Annotated in this window: 17 protein-coding genes; 9 read left to right on the plus strand and 8 right to left on the minus strand. The window is 71.2% G+C overall.

The features are described 5' to 3' along the window. Nucleotides 1-22: 22 nt before the first annotated feature. Together ABWV53_RS10855 and ABWV53_RS10860 are read right to left on the minus strand one after the other, a co-directional pair. Nucleotides 23-3,271, minus strand: a complete 3,249-nt coding sequence (locus tag ABWV53_RS10855; protein ID WP_353365716.1) for an efflux RND transporter permease subunit — start codon at nucleotides 3,269-3,271, stop codon at nucleotides 23-25. Between the two features lie 9 nt (nucleotides 3,272-3,280). Then, nucleotides 3,281-4,555, minus strand: coding sequence for an efflux RND transporter periplasmic adaptor subunit (locus tag ABWV53_RS10860; RefSeq protein WP_502903868.1), 1,275 nt, complete (start codon nucleotides 4,553-4,555; stop codon nucleotides 3,281-3,283). A gap of 78 nt (nucleotides 4,556-4,633) precedes the next feature. Here ABWV53_RS10860 and hpnC point away from each other — a divergent pair, with 78 nt between their 5' ends. Beyond that, nucleotides 4,634-5,563: a squalene synthase HpnC gene (gene hpnC, locus ABWV53_RS10865; protein WP_502903869.1), complete on the plus strand. Its 930-nt coding sequence runs from the start codon at nucleotides 4,634-4,636 to the stop codon at nucleotides 5,561-5,563. Between the two features lie 7 nt (nucleotides 5,564-5,570). Here hpnC and ABWV53_RS10870 read toward each other — a convergent pair whose 3' ends face one another. Next, nucleotides 5,571-6,782 carry a glycosyltransferase family protein gene (locus tag ABWV53_RS10870; RefSeq protein WP_353365718.1) on the minus strand — a complete coding sequence of 404 codons (1,212 nt, stop codon included), beginning with the start codon at nucleotides 6,780-6,782 and terminating at the stop codon, nucleotides 5,571-5,573. After that, a complete protein-coding gene (locus ABWV53_RS10875; RefSeq protein WP_353365720.1) occupies nucleotides 6,775-7,662 on the minus strand; it encodes a UDP-2,3-diacylglucosamine diphosphatase in 888 nt (295 codons plus the stop codon). Before ABWV53_RS10875 ends, ABWV53_RS10870 begins: the two co-directional genes overlap by 8 nt. Nucleotides 7,663-7,778: 116 nt before the next feature. Here ABWV53_RS10875 and hpnD point away from each other — a divergent pair, with 116 nt between their 5' ends. Continuing rightward, entirely contained in the window at nucleotides 7,779-8,618 is an 840-nt protein-coding gene (hpnD, locus tag ABWV53_RS10880) for a presqualene diphosphate synthase HpnD (RefSeq protein WP_353365722.1), read from the plus strand. A 3-nt stretch (nucleotides 8,619-8,621) separates the two neighbouring features. Beyond that, the gene (gene hpnE / locus ABWV53_RS10885; protein WP_353365724.1) at nucleotides 8,622-9,989 is read left to right on the plus strand and encodes a hydroxysqualene dehydroxylase HpnE; all 1,368 of its coding nucleotides are present in this window, start codon (nucleotides 8,622-8,624) and stop codon (nucleotides 9,987-9,989) included. Nucleotides 9,990-10,030: 41 nt separating this feature from the next. Here the strand turns inward: hpnE and ABWV53_RS10890 are convergent, their stop codons facing one another. Continuing rightward, a complete protein-coding gene (locus ABWV53_RS10890) occupies nucleotides 10,031-11,305 on the minus strand; it encodes a YihY family inner membrane protein (RefSeq protein WP_353365726.1) in 1,275 nt (424 codons plus the stop codon). 83 nt (nucleotides 11,306-11,388) lie between these two features. On the opposite strand from ABWV53_RS10890, the gene ABWV53_RS10895 reads away from it, so the two are divergent. Together ABWV53_RS10895 and ABWV53_RS10900 are read left to right on the plus strand one after the other, a co-directional pair. Continuing rightward, nucleotides 11,389-11,799, plus strand: a complete 411-nt coding sequence (locus ABWV53_RS10895) for a DUF2069 domain-containing protein (protein ID WP_353365728.1) — start codon at nucleotides 11,389-11,391, stop codon at nucleotides 11,797-11,799. A gap of 59 nt (nucleotides 11,800-11,858) precedes the next feature. Next, complete coding sequence (locus ABWV53_RS10900; RefSeq protein ID WP_353365730.1) at nucleotides 11,859-13,292, plus strand: FAD-binding oxidoreductase; 1,434 nt, start codon at nucleotides 11,859-11,861, stop codon at nucleotides 13,290-13,292. Between the two features lie 18 nt (nucleotides 13,293-13,310). Here the strand turns inward: ABWV53_RS10900 and ABWV53_RS10905 are convergent, their stop codons facing one another. Next, nucleotides 13,311-13,844: an Ivy family c-type lysozyme inhibitor gene (locus tag ABWV53_RS10905; RefSeq protein ID WP_353365732.1), complete on the minus strand. Its 534-nt coding sequence runs from the start codon at nucleotides 13,842-13,844 to the stop codon at nucleotides 13,311-13,313. Between the two features lie 118 nt (nucleotides 13,845-13,962). Between ABWV53_RS10905 and ABWV53_RS10910 the strand changes: the two genes are divergently transcribed. Genes ABWV53_RS10910 through xth form a run of 4 tightly spaced genes read left to right on the plus strand, consistent with a single transcriptional unit; the run spans nucleotide 13,963 to nucleotide 16,775 of the window. Continuing rightward, a complete protein-coding gene (locus ABWV53_RS10910) occupies nucleotides 13,963-14,802 on the plus strand; it encodes a thymidylate synthase (protein WP_353365734.1) in 840 nt (279 codons plus the stop codon). 42 nt (nucleotides 14,803-14,844) lie between these two features. Next, nucleotides 14,845-15,438, plus strand: coding sequence for a DUF4337 domain-containing protein (locus ABWV53_RS10915; protein ID WP_353365736.1), 594 nt, complete (start codon nucleotides 14,845-14,847; stop codon nucleotides 15,436-15,438). 31 nt (nucleotides 15,439-15,469) lie between these two features. After that, nucleotides 15,470-15,964: a dihydrofolate reductase gene (locus ABWV53_RS10920; protein WP_353365738.1), complete on the plus strand. Its 495-nt coding sequence runs from the start codon at nucleotides 15,470-15,472 to the stop codon at nucleotides 15,962-15,964. Nucleotides 15,965-15,998: 34 nt separating this feature from the next. Further along, nucleotides 15,999-16,775, plus strand: a complete 777-nt coding sequence (gene xth / locus ABWV53_RS10925) for an exodeoxyribonuclease III (RefSeq protein WP_353365740.1) — start codon at nucleotides 15,999-16,001, stop codon at nucleotides 16,773-16,775. 94 nt (nucleotides 16,776-16,869) lie between these two features. Here xth and ABWV53_RS10930 read toward each other — a convergent pair whose 3' ends face one another. Further along, nucleotides 16,870-17,904: a ferritin-like domain-containing protein gene (locus ABWV53_RS10930; protein ID WP_353365742.1), complete on the minus strand. Its 1,035-nt coding sequence runs from the start codon at nucleotides 17,902-17,904 to the stop codon at nucleotides 16,870-16,872. A gap of 195 nt (nucleotides 17,905-18,099) precedes the next feature. Next, entirely contained in the window at nucleotides 18,100-18,516 is a 417-nt protein-coding gene (locus ABWV53_RS10935) for a GreA/GreB family elongation factor (protein WP_353365744.1), read from the minus strand. Nucleotides 18,517-18,963: the final 447 nt, after the last annotated feature.

The raw sequence follows: 18,963 nt of genomic DNA on the forward strand, positions 1-18,963 counted from the left end.
GCCGGATCGGCGGGAGCGTCCGTCAAACCGCTCGGGCGGGCGCCGAATCGGGCCGCCGCACGCGGAACCAGGCGGCATACATCGCGGGCAGCGCCAGGAGCGTCAGCACGGTCGCCACGACAAGCCCGCCCATGATCGCGACGGCCATCGGTCCCCAGAACACGCTGCGCGAGAGCGGAATCATCGCCAGCACCGCCGCCGCCGCCGTCAGCACGATGGGCCGCAGCCGGCGCACGGCCGACTCGACGATGGCGTTCCACGCCGGCACGCCGCGCGCGCGGTCGCTCTCGATCTGGTCGATCAGGATGACCGAGTTGCGCTGGATCATGCCCATCAGCGCGATCACGCCCAGCAGCGCGACGAAGCCGAACGGCCGCCCCAGCAGCAGCAGCGCGCCCGCCACTCCGGCGATGCCGAGCGGCCCGGTGAGGAACACCAGCATGGCGCGGCTGAAGCTGTGCAGCTGCAGCATCAGCAGCGTGAAGACGATGAACAGCATGGCCGGCAGCCCTGCCACGATGGAGGCCGAGCCCTTGGAGCTTTCCTCCACCGCGCCCGCCACCTCGATGCGATAGGCCGTCTGGCCGGCGGCGTGCCAGCCGGCTTCCAGCTTGCGCAGCGCGGGCAGCAGCGCGGCGGTGACGGTGGCGCCCTGCAGGCCTTCCACCACGTCGCCCTGCACGGTGATGGCGTAGTCGCGGTTCTCGCGCCACATCACGCCGGGCTCCCAGGTGAAGACGGGACGCGCCACCTGCGTGAGCGGCACCGACCGGCCCGACGCGGTAGGCAAATAGGCGTTGGCGACGTCGGTGATGGCGCGGCGCTCGTTCTCGGGCTGGCGCAGCACGATGTCGATCAGCCGGTCGCCCTCGCGGAACTGCCCCACCGTGCTGCCGGTGAAGGCCACGCGGGCGGCCTGGGCGATGGACTGGCTGCTCACACCCAGCGCGCGCGCCTTGGCCTGGTCCACCTCCAGCCGCATCACTTTCACCGACTCGTTCCAGTTGTCGTTCACGCCGCGCATCTGCGGGCTCTCCCGCAGCACCGCCCGCACTTCGTCGGCATGCTGGCGCAGCACGGCCGGGTCGGTGCCGATGACGCGGAACTGCACCGGATAGGCCACCGGCGGGCCGTTGGGCAGCAGCTTGGCGCGGGCGCGCACTTCCGGGAATTCGGCCGCCAGCAGCTGCGGCAGCGACTGGCGCAGCTGCTCGCGCGTGGCCAGGTCGCGCGGCACCACGATGAGCTGCGAGGCATTGGTCTGCGGGAAGATCTGGTCCATCGGCAGGTAGAAGCGCGGCACGCCCGAGCCGATCCAGGTGCTGACCGTGGAGACACCCGGCTCGTCCATCAGCCGCCGCTCCACGCGGCGGGTGGTCTCCTCGTTCGCCTGGAACGAAGTGCCCTCGGGGAACCACAGGTCCACCAGCACCTCGGGCCGGCTCGAATCCGGGAAGAACTGCTGCTGCACCCGGCCCATGCCGACGATACCGAGCGCGAAGGTCAGCAGCATGATGCCGATGGTGATCCAGCGGTGGTCCACGCACCAGCCCACCAGGCGGCGGAAGCGGTTGTAGAACGGGCTGTCGAACACTTCATGGTGCCCCGCGGCGGCGCTACCTGCCCCGTCCGGATGGTCGCCGCCCTCGCCCCGCACCTGGACGTGCGCCGGGTGCTTGAGCAGCAGCATGCCCAGGTACGGCACGAAGTACACCGATGCCAGCCAGGACAGCACCAGCGCGATCACCGTCACCGCGAAGATGGCGAAGGTGTATTCGCCCGTCACCGACTTGGCGATGCCGATGGGCAGGAAACCCGCCGCCGTGATGAGCGTGCCGGTCAGCATGGGGATGGCCGTGATCTCGTAGGCGAAGGTGGCGGCGCGCAGCTTGTCGTAGCCCTCCTCCATCTTCAGCACCATCATCTCCACCGCGATGATGGCGTCGTCCACCAGCAGGCCCAGGGCGATGATGAGCGAGCCCAGCGATATCTTGTGCAGCCCGATGCCCCAGTACCACATGGCCAGGAAGGTGACGGCCAGCACCAGCGGAATGGTGATGCCCACCACCAGCCCCGGCCGCACGTCCAGCGTGTAGCGGCGCCAGAGCGGGTGCTGGCCCGGGCGCTTGTGCAGCCCCAGGCTGATGAAGCTCACCGCCAGCACGATCACCACGGCCTCGATCAGCACCTTGACGAACTCATTGACCGAGCTGGACACCGACCGGGGCTGGTCCTGCACGTTCACCAGGCGCACGCCGGCGGGCAGGCGCTTCTCGATGTCGGCAGTGGCCGTGTGCAGGGCCTTGCCCAGGCGGATGATGTCGCCGCCCTTGGCCATGGAGACGCCCAGCGCGATCACCTCGCGCCCCTGGTGGCGCACCTTCACGGCAGCCGGGTCCACATAGCCGCGCCGCACCTCGGCGATGTCGCTCAGCCGCAGTTGGGCGCCCGAGGCGCCGCGGATCGGCATGGCGCGCAATGCCTCGGGCGTGGCGAACTGCCCGCCCACGCGCAGTTGCACTTGGTCGGCCGGCGTCTGGATGATGCCGGCGCTTTCCACCGCGTTCTGCTGGCCCAGCTGGGCCAGCACCTGGTTCATGTCCAGCCCCAGCTGCGACAGGCGGCGTTGCGAGATCTCGATGTAGAGCTTCTCGTCCTGCACGCCGAACTGCTCGACCTTGGCCACGTCGCGCACCCGCAGCAGCTGCTGGCGCACGTCGTCGGCGAAGTTGCGCAGCTCCGCATAGCTGAAGCCGTCGGCCTCCAACGCATAGATCACGCCGTACACGTCGCCGAACTCGTCGTTGAAGAACGGCCCCTGCACGCCCTGCGGCAGCGTGTAGCGCATGTCGCCGATCTTCTTGCGCACCGTGTACCAGACGCCCGCCACCTCGCCGGGCGGCGAGGAGTCCTTCAGGTTGAAGATGATCAGCGACTCGCCGGGCTTGGAGTAGCTGCGGATCTTGTCGGCATAGGGCGCCTCCTGCAGCGTGCGCTCTAGCTTGTCGGTGACCTGCTCGGCCATCTGCTGCGCCGTGGCGCCGGGCCAGTAGGTGCGCACCACCGTCGCGCGGAAGGTGAAGGGCGGATCCTCGTCCTGGCCCAGCTGAAAGTAGCTGCCCACGCCCAGCAGCAGCAGCGCGACCATCAGGTAGCGGGTGAGCGCCGGATGCTCCAGCGCCCAGCGCGACAGGTTGAAGCGTTCGCGGCGTGCCGGGACCTGCGCGGGCGTGTCGCCGGGCGGCGGCGTCGGGGAGTGGCTCGGTGGCATGGGGCGCTCCTAGCGGCTGGCCGTTGCCGTGGCGGGGGCGGGCGGCGTATCCGCGGCACCGCCGTTTGCTACATTATTAATAGCATCCTGCGCTGGTAATACGGGCGCTGGAGCCTGTTTTGACTGATAAACCGTCACTTTCTGGCCGGGTGCCAGCACGTGCACGCCCGTCGCCACCACCTGCTGCCCGGGCGCCAGGCCGGCGGCGATCACCACGTCGTTGCCATCGGCCGTGGCCACCTGCACCGGCTGCGAGCGCACGGTGCTGGTGGCGGGGTCGAACAGCCATACCGCCGTCTGCTGGCCCTCCTGCCGCAGCGCGGTGGTGGGCAGCTTCAGCGCCTGCGTGCCCTCGCGGCTCAGCGCCTGGGGCGTGACGTAGGCCGTCGAGCCCAGCGGCGGCACATCCGCCCCGTCGATCGCCACCTTGACCTGGAAGGTGCGCGTCACCGCGTCGGCGCTGGCCGCCACCTCGCGCACGCGGCCGGCCAGCGCCTCGCCGCCCGCCCACACGCGCACCTGCACCGGCTGGCCCACGCGCAGGGCGGCCACCTTGTCCTCGGGCACGGCGAACACCACGTCGCGCGGCCCGTCCTGCGCGATGCGCACCACCGGCGTGCCGGCGGCCACCACCTGTCCGGGCTCGGCGTCCACGCCGGTCACCACGCCGGCCGCGTCGGCCAGCAGCCGGGTGTAGGCGGCCTGGTTGCCCTGCGAGGCCAGCTGCGCCTGGGCCTGGTCCAGCGTGGCCTGGGCCGACTTCGCCGACGCCTCGCGCCGCTCCAGCTCGGCCCCGCTGATGAAGTTCTGCGCCTTCAGCGCGGCGTAGCGCTGCAGGTCCGCCGCGGCCAGGTCACGCTGCGTGCGGGCGGCCGCCACCTGGGCACGGGCGGCCTCGGTGGCCAGCTGGTAGTCGCGCGGGTCCAGCTGCGCCAGCATCTGGCCGGCGCGCACGCGCTGGCCCAGCTCCGCCTGCCGCTCGGCGATCTTGCCGGCCACCCGAAAGCCCAGGCGCGATTCGACACGCGCCCGCACCTCGCCGGCATATTCCAGCTGCGCGTGCAGCGCCGACGCGCCCACCGTGACCAGCTTCACCGAACGCACCGGCTCGGGCGCCGGCTCGGGCTTGGAGCAGCCGGCCAGCAGGGCCCCGGCCAGCGCCGCCGCAAGGCCCCGCGCCCCCCACGAAAAGGCCCGCATGCGAGCGGGCCGGACGGGGGGCGCGGACGAGAGCGACTGCGGGCCGGGTGCAAGGAAGAGCGACGGCGCGGAGGAAGGAGTCATCGAAAACTTTCGCAACAGTGCTTACTGACTGACTGGTTAGTAATCTATGGCGGCCACCGCCATCCTGTCAAGGCGAGAATGCGGGCCGTGAAGCCTTCCGATCCCCACCGCCCCGAGCCGTCGCCCGTGCCGTCGCCCGCGCCGTCATCTGCGGCCGTGCAAGCCGCGCCGCCGGCGCCGCCCGTCACGCATTACGAAAACTTCCCGGTGGCCTCGCTGCTCTGCCCGCCCCGGCTGCGCCAGCCGATCGCTGCCATCTACGCCTTCGCCCGGGCGGCGGACGACTTGGCCGACGAGGGCGACGCCAGCGCCGACGAGCGCCTGGCCGACCTCTGCGCCTACCGCGCCGAACTGCGGGCCGTGGCCGGCGGCGCCGCGCCCGGGCCGCGCTGGGCGGCCATCTTCGGCCCGCTGCAGGCCGTGCTGCAGAGCTACGCCCTGCCCGTGCCCCTGCTGGACGATCTGCTGGACGCCTTCCTGCAGGACATCGCCATGACGCGGGACGGCGCCACCTACGCCACCCGGGCCGACCTGCTGGACTACTGCCGCCGCTCGGCCAACCCGGTCGGGCGGCTGCTGCTGCACCTCTACGGCGTGGGGGGCGATGCGGCGCTGGCCGAGAGCGACGCCATCTGCTCGGCCCTGCAGCTCATCAACTTCTGGCAGGACCTGAGCGTGGACCTGCCGCGTGGCCGCCACTACCTGACCGACGCGGACTGCGCCGCCCACGGCGTGGACCGCGCCGAGCTGGCCCGGGGCCGGCGCAGCGCCGCGACCGACGCGCTGGTGATGGACTGCGCCGCCTGGGCGCGCCGCACCATGCTCGCCGGCGCGCCGCTGGTGCACCGCCTGCCCGGCCGCATGGGCTGGGAGCTGCGCTTCGTGGTGCAGGGCGGCCTGCGCATTCTCGACAAGGTGGAGGCGCTGCACGGCGGCAGCCTGGTGACCCGCCCGGTGCTGCGCGCCACCGACGGGCCGCGCATGGCCTGGCGCGCCCTGCGGATGTGATGCGCGATCAGGCCGCCCGCAGCCAGCTGGCCGGCGCGCCCTCCGCCCGCGCCTGCGCCAGGATGCCGGCCAGCACCTGCGGCACCTCGAAGGCCGCGCGGTTGTGCTGGCGCCGCACCGCGGCCCGAAAGCGCGGCAGGTCGGCCTGCAGGGCCTGCACGCCACGGGGCAGCTCGGCGAAGCGGGGCAGTACCAGCCCCAGCCCGCCGGCTTGCACCCATTCGGCGCCGTAGCGTTCCTGCGGCATGGTCCAGCGGTTGCGGGTCACGATGGGCGGCAGCCCCATCTGCACCGCTTCGCTCAGGCTGCCGCTGCCCGGCTTGCCGATGAAGAAGTCGGCCAGGCGCATGTAGCGGGGCAGCTCGCGGGTGTAGTCCAGCACCAGCCGGGGCGCCCGGGCCGGCAGTGCGCGCAGGGCGCCGGCCAGCGCGGCGTTGCGGCCGCAGGCCAGGATGAGCGGCGTATCGGCCAGCTGCCGGGCAATGCCCAGCATGGCGCGCGAGCCCTCGCCGCCGAACAGCACCAGGCCCACCGGCCGGTCGCCCGCAAAGCCCAGCGCGGCGCGTTCGGCCGCCCGATCCAGCGCGGGCAGGTCGTGGAAGGCCGGGCTGAGCACCATGCCGGAGGTGGCGTGGATGCGCCCTGGCCCGCAGCCGGCGGCGCGGGCCTGGGCAACGGCGCGGGGCGATCCGCACACGATGTGCTGGCCGGCCACCTCGGGCTCGATCCAGAAATGCGGCGGGCAGTCGGCCAGGTCGGTCATCACCGTGACGAACGGCACGCCGGCCAGGGCCGCGGCCACCGAATCGCCCAGCGCCCGGTTGAAGTTGGGCACCAGCGACACCACCAGGTCGGGCGCGGCCTGCTGCCAGTGGGCCGCCAGGCGCCGCACCAGCGTGCGGTGGCTCCAGCGGATCATGCCCTGCAGCAGGCGCAGCTCCTGCGCGAGCCCCAGCGTCCAGCCCCGGGCCAGGCGGCGGTTGTAGATGTCTTCGGGCTCCATGCCGGTCCATTGCCGAAAGCGCGCCGTGGGGTCGAGCACTTCAAAGAGGTGGGTGAGCCGCACCGTCCACGGCAGGCCGGCGTGGGCGATGGCGGCCTCCAGCGCCAGGGCCGAGGCGCGGTGGCCGCCGCCCGCGTTGAAGTACACCAGCTCGACCACGGCGGGCCGCGCCGCCGCGCTGGCGGCGAACGGGGCGGGCACCATGCGCTCAGGCATGCTGCAGCTGCTTGCGGGCCGACTTGCGGGCGGCCTTATGGCGCGCCGCCGGCAGGAAGTCGGACCACTGCAGGATCTCCAGCGTGCCGTCGGCCTGCTCGGCCAGGGCGGTCAGGCTCTCCACCCAGTCGCCGTCGTTGGCGTAGAGCGTGCCGCCGATGTCGCGCAGCTCGGCATGGTGGATGTGCCCGCAGACCACGCCCTGCAGGCCGCGCTTCTTCGCCTCGCGGGCGACGGCGTTCTCGAAGTCGTCCACATAGCTCACGGCGCGCTTGACGCGGCGCTTGAGGTACTGCGACAGCGACCAGTACGGCAGCCCCATTCGGGCGCGCAGCGTATTCAGGTGGCGATTGAGCCGCAGCGTGAATTCGTAGAGCGAGTCGCCCACGTGGGCCAGCCACTTGGCGCACTGGATCACGCCGTCGAACAGATCGCCGTGGATCACCCAGAGCTTGCGGCCGTCGGCGGTTTCGTGCACCCAGTCTTCCGCCACGGTGATGCCGCCGAAGTTCAGGTGCAGGTAGCGGCGCGCGAATTCGTCGTGGTTGCCGGGAATGAAGATCACCCGCGTGCCCTTGCGCGCCTTGCGCAGCAGCTTCTGCACCACGTCGTTGTGCGCCTGCGGCCAGTACCAGGTCCGGCGCAGCTGCCAGCCGTCGACGATGTCGCCCACCAGGTAGAGCGTCTCGCACTCGGTGTGGCGTAAGAAATCCAGCAGCGCCTCGGCCTGGCAGCCGGGCGTGCCCAGGTGCAGGTCGGAGATCCACAGCGTGCGAAAGCGCCGCACCGGCCGCTCCGGCGCCAGCCCCGCGGCGGCCTCGTCTTGCAGGGGGGCGGTGGCGTTGCGCCAGGCGTTCAGGAATGCGTCGTCGCGTTGCATGGCCGCCATGCTGTGCCCGCCGCGTGGCGGTGGCGTGACGGGCCGGTGTCGGCCGCGTGACGATGCCGGCACGCCACGCACGGCGGCGCCCTGCCCCATGGGACAATCCCGCGCTTATGACCCCGGAACAGTACGTCCAGCAAAAAGCCGCCGGCTCTGGCAGCAGCTTCTATTACGCCTTCCTGTTCCTGCCCGCCTCGCGCCGCGCAGCCATCACCGCCTTCTATGCGTTCTGCCGCGAAGTGGACGACGTGGTCGATGAAGTCTCGGACGCCGGCGTGGCGCGCACCAAGCTCGCCTGGTGGCAGGCGGAAGTGGCCAAGGCCTTCGCCGGCCAGCCCACGCACCCCGTGATGCAGGCGCTGATGCCGCACACCGCCGCCTACGGCATCGAGGAGCGCCACCTGCAGGCCGTGATCGAGGGCTGCCAGATGGACCTGGAGCAGACCCGCTATCTCGACTTCGCGGGCCTCTCGCGCTACTGCCACCTGGTGGCGGGCGTGGTGGGCGAAGTGGCGGCGCGCATCTTCGGCCAGACCGACCCGGCCACCACCGAATACGCCCACCGCCTGGGCCTGGCCTTCCAGCTCACCAACATCATCCGCGACGTGGGCGAAGACGCCATGATGGGCCGCATCTACCTGCCCGTGTCCGAGCTGCAGCAGTTCGATGTCAAGGCGCACGAGATCCTGAAGCGCCAGTATTCCGACCGGTTCACCGCGCTGATGCGCTTTCAGGCCGAGCGGGCCCACCGCCTGTACGACGAGGCGCTGGCCCTGCTGCCGGCGGCCGACCGCCGCACCCAGAAGCCCGGCCTGATGATGGCCAGCATCTACCGCACGCTGCTGCGCGAGATCGAGGCCGAGAACTTCCAGGTGCTGCACCAGCGCATCGCGCTCACGCCGCTGCGCAAGTTCTGGCTCGCCTGGAAGATGCAGGCGCTGGGGCGCATGTAGCCCATGCGCGTCGCCATCGTCGGCGCCGGCTGGGCGGGGCTGGCTGCCGCGCTGCAGGCCACCCGGGCGGGCCACGGCGTCACCGTGTTCGAGGCGGCCCGCACGCTGGGCGGCCGCGCCCGCGCCGTGGCCGCGCAAGGCCCGGGCGGCGACCCGGTCACGCTGGACAACGGCCAGCACATCCTCATCGGCGCCTACACCGAATGCCTGGCGCTGATGCGCTCGGTGGGCGTGGCCGAATCGCCCGCGCTGCTGCGCATGCCGCTGGCGCTGCCCTATGCCGACGGCACCGGCCTGCGCCTGCCCGACCTGCCTCCGCCCTGGGACGCGCTCGTGGGCATCGGCCGGGCACGCGGCTGGAGCTGGGGCGAGCGCTGGGCCCTGCTGCGCACGGCGGCGGCGTGGCGGCTGGGCGGCTTCACCTGCGCGCCGCAAGCGACGGTGGCGCAGCTCTGCGCCCACCTGCCCGTGCGGCTACAGCACGAATTCATCGACCCGCTCTGCGTATCGGCGCTGAACACGCCGGCCGATCGATCCAGCGGCACCGTCTTTCTGCGCGTGCTGCGGGACAGCCTGTTCAGCGGGCGCGGCGGCTCGCACCTGTTGCTGCCCCGGCTGGACCTGGGCGCACTTTTCCCCGAGCCCGCCGCCCGGTGGCTGCGCGCGCACGGCCACACCGTGCATGCCGGGCTGCGCGTGACCGCGCTGCGGCCTGCCGGCGCGGGTGTCTGGCACGTCGGGACGGCGGCGGGCAGCATGCCGTTCGACGCCGTGGTGCTGGCCACACCCGCGCCCGAGGCCGCACGCCTGGTGCGGGGGGAGACGGCGGGGATGGCGGCGGAGATGGCTGCGGCAGGGACGGACTGGGCGGACCAGGCCGACGCGCTGCGCCACACGGCCATCGCCACGGTCTACGCGCAGCACCCCACGGCCACCACCACCGCCCTGCTGCCCGAACCCATGCTGGCGCTGCGCGCCACGGCCCAGCGGCCGGCGCAGTTCGTGTTCGACCGCGCCCTGCTGGGCGGGCCAGCGGGCGTGCTGGCCTTCGTGGTCAGCGCCTTCGAGGGCGAGCGCGAGGCGCTGGAGCGGCAGGTGCTGGCGCAGGCCGCGAGCGAGCTGCGCCTGGACGGCCTGCGCGTGCTGCGCACCGTGGTCGAGAAGCGCGCCACCTTCGCCTGCACCCCGGGGCTGCGGCGCCCGCCGATGCGGATCGCGTCCGGCCTGCTGGCCTGCGGGGACTATGTCGACGGGCCCTACCCCGCCACGCTGGAGGGCGCGGTGCGCAGCGGCACGGCGGCGGCCGATGCGCTGGGCCCTGGCGCGCCGGAGGCGGCTGGTTTCATGACCAAATCAGCCTCCAGCGCTTGATAATCAAGCGCAAGCAGCTATGAAAATAGTAGCAAACCGATTCATGGCGAGGTGGGCGGGCGCTCGGGCCGGGGCAGCACGTCCGCCAGCTTGACCACCGCCAGGCCGGCATTGCCCCAGAAGCGCTCCAGGCTGGCCGAGCGCTCGATCAGCAGGCGCTCGACCAGCGGCTCCAGCGGCGTGGTGGTCACGTCGGCCACCAGCAGGTGGCGGGCCTCGCGGCTTTCCGGCGCGCCGCTGGCGGTTTCGTTCACCTGCACCGCCCAGTCCAGCGCGGTGAGCGCCTGCAGCACGGGCTCGAGCTGCAGCACGTCCACCCGCAGCGCCTGTGCCAGCTGCGACGCGGTCAGGCCCCGGGCGGGCGTGTGACGGGCAGCCTGCAGCTGCTGCAGCGCTTCCACCGCCAGCTGGAAGGTCCAGCCCTGGCCGCCCGCCGTGCGCGCCACGCCCGCCAGCAGGCTGGGCAGGTAGGCCGCCACCACGGCGCCCAGCAGCACGATGACCCAGGCCACGTACACCCAGAGCAGCAGGATGGGCAGCGTGGCGAAGGTGCCGTAGAGCACGGAATACGTCGGCACCGAGGCGATGTAGAGGCTCAGCACCTTCTTGGCCAGCTCGATGCCGACAGAGACGAACAGCCCGCCGGCCCAGGCGTGGCGCCACTTCACGTGCGTGTTGGGCACGTAGCGATAGAGCGCCGCCATGCCGACGGCCAGCACGAAGAATTCGATGGCGTCGAGCAGAAGGCGCGCGCTGCCGGGCAGGCTGTCGCCGATGCCGCGCGAGGCGGCCGACGCCATCGACGTGGTGAGCGCCAGGCTGGCCGCCAGCACCAGCGGCCCGAGCGTGATGACGGCCCAGTAGATGAGCACGCGCTGGCCCAGCGGCCGCAGGCGCGGCACGCGCCAGATGTTGTTGAGCGTGCGGTCGATGGTGAGGATCAGCGCCAGCGACGTGGCCAGCAGGATCGAAAAACCCGCCACGCCCAGCCCGCTGGCCTGGGCCGCGAACTGGGTGAGATAGCCCAGCACCGAGCGGGCGATGGTGTCCGGCACCAGGCTGTCGATCAGCCAGCGCTGCAGCACGAACTGCATCTGGCTGAAGATGGGGAAGGCCGTGAACACGGCCAGCGCCACGGTGAAGAACGGCACCAGCCCGAGCAGCGTGGTGAAGGTGAGGCTGCTGGCCGTGAGGCCCAGGCGGTCTTCGCGGAAACGCTCGCGCAGCGTGTGCGCCGTGGGGCGCCACGGGAAGTGGGACAGCTCGGTCAGCCACGCGTCAAAGCGCAGCAGCGCGGCCTGCAGGGAAATACGCATGGCCGATATGATCCCCGATTCCATTCGCCGCGCCGGGCTGGACGGCCCGGCAGCGCTCCGCTCCTCCTTCGCTCCTTGTCCGCATGCCCGCCTCGCCACTCCACCCCGCCCAGGACGTCGTCGCCACCCGCTGGCTCGCCGTCGGCAGCCTGCTGGGCCTGATCGTGCTCTGCCTGGCGTGGGAGCTGTGGCTTGCGCCGCTGCGGCCGGGCGGCTCCTGGCTGGCGCTGAAGGCGCTGCCGCTGGCCTTCCCCCTGGCGGGGCTGCTCAAGCGGCGCATGTACACCTACCGCTGGGTCAGCCTGGTGGTGTGGCTCTACTTCACCGAGGGCGTGGTGCGCGCCTGGAGCGACACCGGCGCCGGCCGCTGGCTGGCCCTGGTCGAGATCGCCCTCTGCCTGGCGCTGTTCGTGGCCTGCGCGCTGCACGTGCGGCTGCGCCAGAAACATGTGCGCACCTCTGCGACCAATGCCGCCAGCGCGCCGGCTCCCTGAGCCCCCGACAACGACCCGCCCCACGGCCCGTCCCACCCTGCATTCCGAGAGAGCTTTTCATGTCCACACTCATCGACACCCTGCGCCAGACCGTCGGCGCCGCCCATGTGCTGACCGAGGGCGACCTCACGGCCTGGGAGCAGGACTGGCGCCGCCGCGCCCGCGGCAAGGCGCTGGCCGTGGTGCGCCCCGGCAGCACGCAGGAGGTGGCCGCCGTGGTGCGCGCCTGCGCCGCCGCCGGCACGGCCATCGTGCCGCAGGGCGGCAACACCGGCCTGGCGGTGGGCTCCATTCCCGATGCGACCGGCACACAGGTGCTGCTGAGCCTGTCGCGCATGAACGCCATCCGCGCGGTGGATGCCGACAACCTCACGCTCACCGTGGAGGCCGGCGCCATCCTGCAGAACGTGCAGGACGCTGCGGAGAAAGCCGGCCTGCTCTTCCCCTTGAGCCTGGCGGCCGAAGGCAGCTGCACCATCGGCGGCAACCTGGCCACCAATGCCGGCGGCACGCAGGTGGTGCGCTACGGCAATGCGCGCGACCTGTGCCTGGGGCTGGAAGTGGTCACCCCGCAGGGCGAGGTCTGGGAAGGCCTGAAGGGCCTGCGCAAGGACAACACCGGCTACGACCTGCGCGACCTCTTCATCGGCAGCGAGGGCACGCTGGGCATCATCACCGCCGCGACGATGAAGCTCTATCCCCAACCCGCCGCCAGCCTGACGGCCTGGGCGGCCGTGCCGTCGATGGAGCACGCCGTGCAGTTGCTGGCCCTTGCGCACAAGCAGCTGGGCGCGGGCCTGACGGGCTTCGAGGTGATGGGCCGCTTCGCGCTCAGCCTGGTGAACCGGCACATGCCGCAATTGCGCGTGCCCTTCATCGACCAGGCCGACGTGCCCTACGGCGTGCTGCTGGAAAACAGCGACAGCGAGTCGGAGGAGCACGCCCGCGCGCGCTTCGAGGCGCTGCTGGAAACCGCCTTCGACGCCGGCTGCGTGACCGATGCGGTGGTGGCCGAGAACATCGCCCAGGCGCACCAGCTCTGGCACATCCGCGAGAGCATTCCGCTCGCCCAGGCCGAGGAGGGGCTGAACATCAAGCACGACATCTCCGTGCAGATCCCGCGCATTCCGGCCTTCGTCGAATACGCCGACGCCCTGCTGCAGCGCGAGATCCCGGGTGTGCGGCTGGTCAACTTCGGCCACCTGGGCGACGGCAACCTGCACTACAACGTGCAGGCCCCGGCCGAGGGTGATGCCAAGGCCTTCCTGCGCGAGCAGGAAGCGCGGGTGAACGACCTGGTCTATGAAGCGGTGGCGAAGTTCGGCGGCTCGTTCTCGGCCGAGCATGGGGTGGGCGCGCTGAAGGTGGACAAGCTCGAGCAGTACCAGTCGCCCGTGGCGCTCACGATGATGCGTGCCATCAAGGGCGCGCTGGACCCGCAGGGCTTGATGAACCCGCACTGCCTGCTGCCCGTCGCACCGCAGGCGGCCTGACGGCCGGCGGGCTGCAGGTCAGACGCCGCGCGCGTTCTGGATGAACTGCCGCACCTCGGCCGGCAGCGGCACGGCCGGTCCGGCGTCCTGCACGTCCCATTCCTCGTCGCCGGTCTGCAGCCAGGCGCGCATCACGTCCCGCGTGGGGTCCAGCACCATCGCGGCCGACTCCTGCCCGCCCTGGTGCGGGCGGTTGCCGGTGATGTAGATCAAGGGCCCCTCTTGCCGCAGCGGGCCGCTGGTGCCCATGTTCTGCAGGAACACCGGGTAGTTGACGGGCCCCAGCAGCCCCTGCAGCCGAAGTGCGATGGGGCCGGTGCGCAGGAAGTCTTCACCGCTGGACGGGTAGCGGCCCACCAGTTCCTGCACGCCCGCCCAGGGGTGGGCGGGCTTGGCCTGCGGCGGCGTGGACGGGGTCGTGGGGCTCGCGGCAGGCGCGGGCGAGGCTGGCGTCAACGGAACGCGGCTGGCACAGCCGGCCAGCGCCAGCGCGGCGGTGAGTGGAACCCAAGCCCAGGACGGCTTGGCGATGGCGGCAAGGTACGGGGTCATCCCGTGAGCTTAGCGCCTAGCGCCAGGAGATTGCTGCGGCCGAAAGCAGCCCCGCCGCCCGCCGCCTAGAATCCACGCCTCCATCGTTGTGATAAAGCGCCGAGCGCGCCCCCTGTCCATGACCGACACCGCCCGCCCCGTGCGCTCCCAGTACGAAGATTTCATGCGCCACGTCTACACCCACGGCGTGGCCAAGGGCGACCGCACGGGCACCGGCACGCGCAGCGTGTTCGGGCACCAGATGCGCTTCGACCTGAATGAAGGCTTCCCGCTGGTCACCACGAAGAAGGTGCACCTGAAGTCCATCATCGTCGAGCTGCTGTGGTTTCTCACCGGCTCCAGCAGCAACCGCTGGCTGAAGGAGCGCGGCGTCACCATCTGGGACGAATGGGCGCGTGAAGACGGCGACCTGGGCCCCGTGTATGGCGTGCAGTGGCGCAGCTGGCCGACGCCGGGCGGCGGCCACATCGACCAGATCAGCCAGGTCGTCGAAACCCTCAAGACCAACCCCGATTCGCGCCGCATCATCGTCAGCGCCTGGAACGTGGCGGACCTGGACAAGATGGCGCTGATGCCCTGCCATGCCTTCTTCCAGTTCTACGTGGCGCCGCCGCAGGCCGCGGGCGAGCGCGGCAGGCTGAGCTGCCAGCTCTACCAGCGCAGCGCGGACATCTTCCTGGGCGTGCCCTTCAACATCGCCAGCTACGCGCTGCTCACGCACATGGTGGCGCAGCAGTGCAACCTGGACGTGGGCGACTTCATCTGGACGGGCGGCGACTGCCACATCTACAGCAACCACTTCGAGCAGGTGGAACTGCAGCTGTCGCGCGCGCCGCACCCCTACCCCACGCTGCACATCCTGCGCCGGCCAGGTACCCTGTTCGACTACCGGTACGAAGACTTCGAGGTGCGCGACTACGCCCACCACCCGGCCATCAAGGCGCCGGTCGCGGTCTGACGCACACCCGGTTTCTCTTTCGCTTTTGACCCGCCCTCCACCATGTCCTCCCACGGCTTTCACGTCCATGGGCCGCACGACCACGCCGTCGAGCATGCCGCCCAACACCCGCACTCCGACGCCGGCCACGGCGGCGGCATGACCAACCAGATCGCCATGGCCACCGCCATCATCGCCACGGTGGGTGCCATCTTCTCGTACATGGGTGGGGCCACGCAGGCCAATGCGGGCCTCATCAAGAACGACGCCGCCATCAAGAAGACCGAGGCGGCCAACCAATGGGCGTACTACCAGTCCAAGAGCACCAGGCAGTCGGTGACCGAGCTGGCCCGCGACCTGGCGGCCGACGGCCGCAAGCCCGAATTGCAGGCCAAGCTCGAACGCTACGAGCTGGAGAAGAACGACATCAAGCAGAAGGCCGAGGCGCTGGAGGCTCAGTCGCAGGCGCTGGACGAGCAGAGCGAGGCGCAGATGCACCAGCACCACCGCTGGGCGCAGGCCACCACGGTGCTGCAGGTGGCCATCGCCCTGGCGGCCATCGCCCTGCTGACACGGCGCAAGTGGCTGCAGTGGGGCATGTACGGCGTGGCAGGCCTGGGCCTGGCGGTGGGCGCCCTCGCCTACCTGCACCTGTAAAGGCCGCGCCACCCGACCGCCTGGACACACCATGACACTGCGACTCATCTTCGCCCGCGCCGCCAACGGCGTCATCGGCCAGGGCGGCACCATGCCCTGGCATCTGCCGGAAGACCTGGCGCATTTCAAGCAGCTGACGCTCGGCTCGCCCGTCGTGATGGGTCGCAAGACCTGGGATTCGCTGCCCCCGCGCTTCCGGCCTCTGCCCGGGCGGGCCAACATCGTCGTCACCCGCCAGGCCGACTGGCGGGCCGAGGGCGCGCAGCGCGCGGCCGACCTGCCCGAAGCCCTGGCCCTCGCCCACGCGCAGGGGGACACGGCCTGGGTGATCGGCGGCGCGCAGATCTACGCCCAGGCCCTGCCGCTGGCCGAGGCCGTGGAGGTGACCGAGATCCACCACACTTTCGAGGGCGACGCCTTCGCCCCGCAGCTGGGGCCCGAATGGCAGGAGACGGCCCGCACGCCCGTGCAGCAGTCGGCCCAGGGCGGACTCCCTTACTCGTTCGTGAGCTATCGGCGCCGTTAAAGCGCTCACTTTTCACCTATTTCCTGGACAGCCCATGCAGATCGCCACCTGGAACGTCAACTCCCTCTCCGTCCGCCTGCCCCAGGTGCTGGACTGGCTCGCGCAGAATCCCGTCGACGCCATCGGCCTGCAGGAGCTCAAGCTGGTGGACGAGAAGTTTCCCCTCGATGCACTGAAGGCAGCCGGCTACCACGCCGCGAGCTTCGGCCAGAAGACGTACAACGGCGTCGCCGTCCTCAGCCGCTCGCCGCTGCGGGACGTGGTGCGCAACATTCCGGGCCACGACGATGTGCAGGCCCGCGTGATCGCGGCGACGCTGGATACGGCCGATGGCCCGCTGCGCCTCGTCAACTGCTACTTCGTCAATGGCCAAGCGCCGGGCTCCGAGAAGTTCGCCTACAAGTTGCTGTGGCTGGAGGCCCTGCGCCGCTGGCTGGAAACCGAGCTGCACGCGCATCCGCGGCTGGTGCTGGTGGGCGACTTCAACGTCGCGCCGGAAGACCGCGATTCATTCGACCCGGTGGGATTGAAGGACACCATTCACCACACGGTGGAAGAACGCGCGCATTTCCAGGCGCTGCTGCAGCTCGGCCTGACCGATGCCTACCGCCTGTTCGATCAGCCCGAGAAGAGCTTTTCATGGTGGGACTACCGCATGCTGGGCTTTCAGAAAAACCGGGGCCTGCGCATCGACCACATCCTGGTGAGCGCCGCGCTCAAGGACCGGGTGCAGGCCTGCCACATCGACCGCGCCCCACGCAAGAACCCCCAGCCCAGCGATCACGCACCGGTGGTGGTGCAGCTGGGCTGAACGCCCCCGAGCGGGCAGGAAAAAGGCCGCGCTGCCCGAAAGCAGCGCGGCCTTGTTCGTTGCGCACCGGCCGGGGCCGGCGCGCAACCCGAGGTCAGCGGTCGGCGGCTTGAAAGCGGTCGCGCAGAGCCTTCACTTCGTCATGGTTGCGCTGGGCGCCCTGGGCCTGGCGCTCCACCAGGGCGCGCACGGCGGCGGGCAGCGGCTCCTGCAGGGCCTTGCGGTAGCGGGCCACGGCAGCGTCTTCGCCACGCTCGCACTCTTCCAGCACGGCCTTGTCGTCGTTGGTCGACAGCGCGGCCTTCACCGAGACCCAGCCGCGGTGCAGCGCGCCGGACATGGTGCCGCCCGAAGAGGGCTCGCCGCCGTGGTTGCGCACTTCGCGCTCCAGTTCGGCCGCAGCGGCGGCGCATTCGCCTGCATGGCGCAGCAGGATGGTCTTGAGCTCAGGCGATTCGGCGCGTTCGGCCGAGGCGCGAAAGCCGTATTCGCCGTCGCGGCACGATTCGAGCAGGTCGTCCAGCACATCCACCACGTCGTCGTTGTCGAAGGCGCCATCTTCCGAGGCGAAGTCGGCGGAGGTGCCGGTCATCGCGCCGGCACCGGCCAGGCCCGCAGCGCCTGCCGTGCCAGCGCCGTATGCGGCGGCCGCGCTGCGTCCGGAATCACCACGCTCCACGCGGTCCCAGGCGGCGCGGGTGGCAGGGCGGGCGGCGTCCCAGTCCAGCGAATTCTCGGTGCGGGCATGGCCCCAGTCGCGGGCCAGATGGGGTTCGACGGCGTCGAAGTCCTGGCCCTGGTAGCGGTCACGGGCAGACCAGCCCAGTTCGTACGCGGGGCGGTATTCCTCATAGGTGCGCCCGCCTTCGTAGTAGGGCTCGCGGTCGTAGCTGCCGCGCCAGTAGGCATCTTCCGCCGTCGGGTTGACCGACTCGGCCGCAGCCTTGCCCGCCAGGCCACCGGCCACCGCGCCGACCACACCGCCCACGGCCGCGCCGATCGGCCCGCCCAGAGCGCCCGCAGCCGCGCCCGCGACCGCACCGCCGGTGGCTCCCACGCCCGTGCCGATCGGATGAGCGCCGGGCTCGTTGGTCAGCGGGTCGCGATTCGCGTCTTTGAAATCAGCCATGATGAGAAATCTCCAGTTGGTTGAACAGTGAAGGCATTCTGAAAGTCCGGCCGTGGCGCACAGGGTCGGCTCAGGGGCGGCATGGGTGTAGGACAGTGCGCGGGGCAGCCGTCGTGGACCGGGAAGGCGTCAGGCTGTGGCCGGACCTTGCTGTGGCCATCCCTCTCGCGATCACCGCCAGCTGTACGCGCCGCGCTAGCTCAGGTAGTCGCCCGCAGCCTCGGGCTGATAGGCGATGCGGGCCACGTCGGCCTGGCAGGCTTGGCCATCCGGCGCCTGCCACGCCGCCTTGTCCCCGGCCCTGAGCCCGAGCAGCGCGGTGCCCACTGGCGACAGCACGGAGATGCGCCCGGCGGTCGGCGCCGCGTCGCGCGGGTAGCAGAGCGTGAGCACCTGGCAGCGTCCGGTGTGCGGGTCGGCCACTTCCACCTGGGAATTCATGGTGACCACGTCGGGCTGGATGGCGCGGGAGCCGGTGACGTCGGCGGCGGCAAGCACGTCCGCCAGGGGAGATTCGCCCTGCGGATCGGTCAGCTTGGACAGGCGCGCGAAGTCGAGGTCGGTGAGCACGCGCTCACCAGGAATTGCAGGGGCTGCTGTGGGGTTTGACATGAAGCACACTCCAACGGGTGCGGCGGCGGCTCGCCCGGGAGCCCACCGCCAGTGGCGCGCAATGGCGGCCCGGCGGTGAAGTGTTGCGCTGAAAGGAAAGGGAGAGAGAAGGAGCGAACCGCCGGGCTCAGGAAAGTGCAGGCGTGCGCTGCCCACGACGCGGCTTGGCGTGCGGACCCGTGCCTTTCGCTGCGGCGATGGCGCACAGCACCGCCCGGTCCGGCGCGGGGAGCGTCGGGTGGTTGGGCATGCGCGAAAGGGGCGAAGGCATGGCCGCAGTGTAAGCAACGGCGGCAGACGCACCCACAGAGCCCCCATGCGGCGTGCCAGTTACCTCGCGGCGTGCCTGCGGGAGCCTGCAGGTGGTGGCCTCCACGCAAGGCAGGGACCTGTGACGCCGGCGGTGGGCCCATCCGCCCGCCCCGCGGCCGACTGCCGCGAGAACGG

It is taken from the genome of Acidovorax sp. FG27, assembly GCF_040365715.1.
Lineage (GTDB): Bacteria > Pseudomonadota > Gammaproteobacteria > Burkholderiales > Burkholderiaceae_C > Paracidovorax.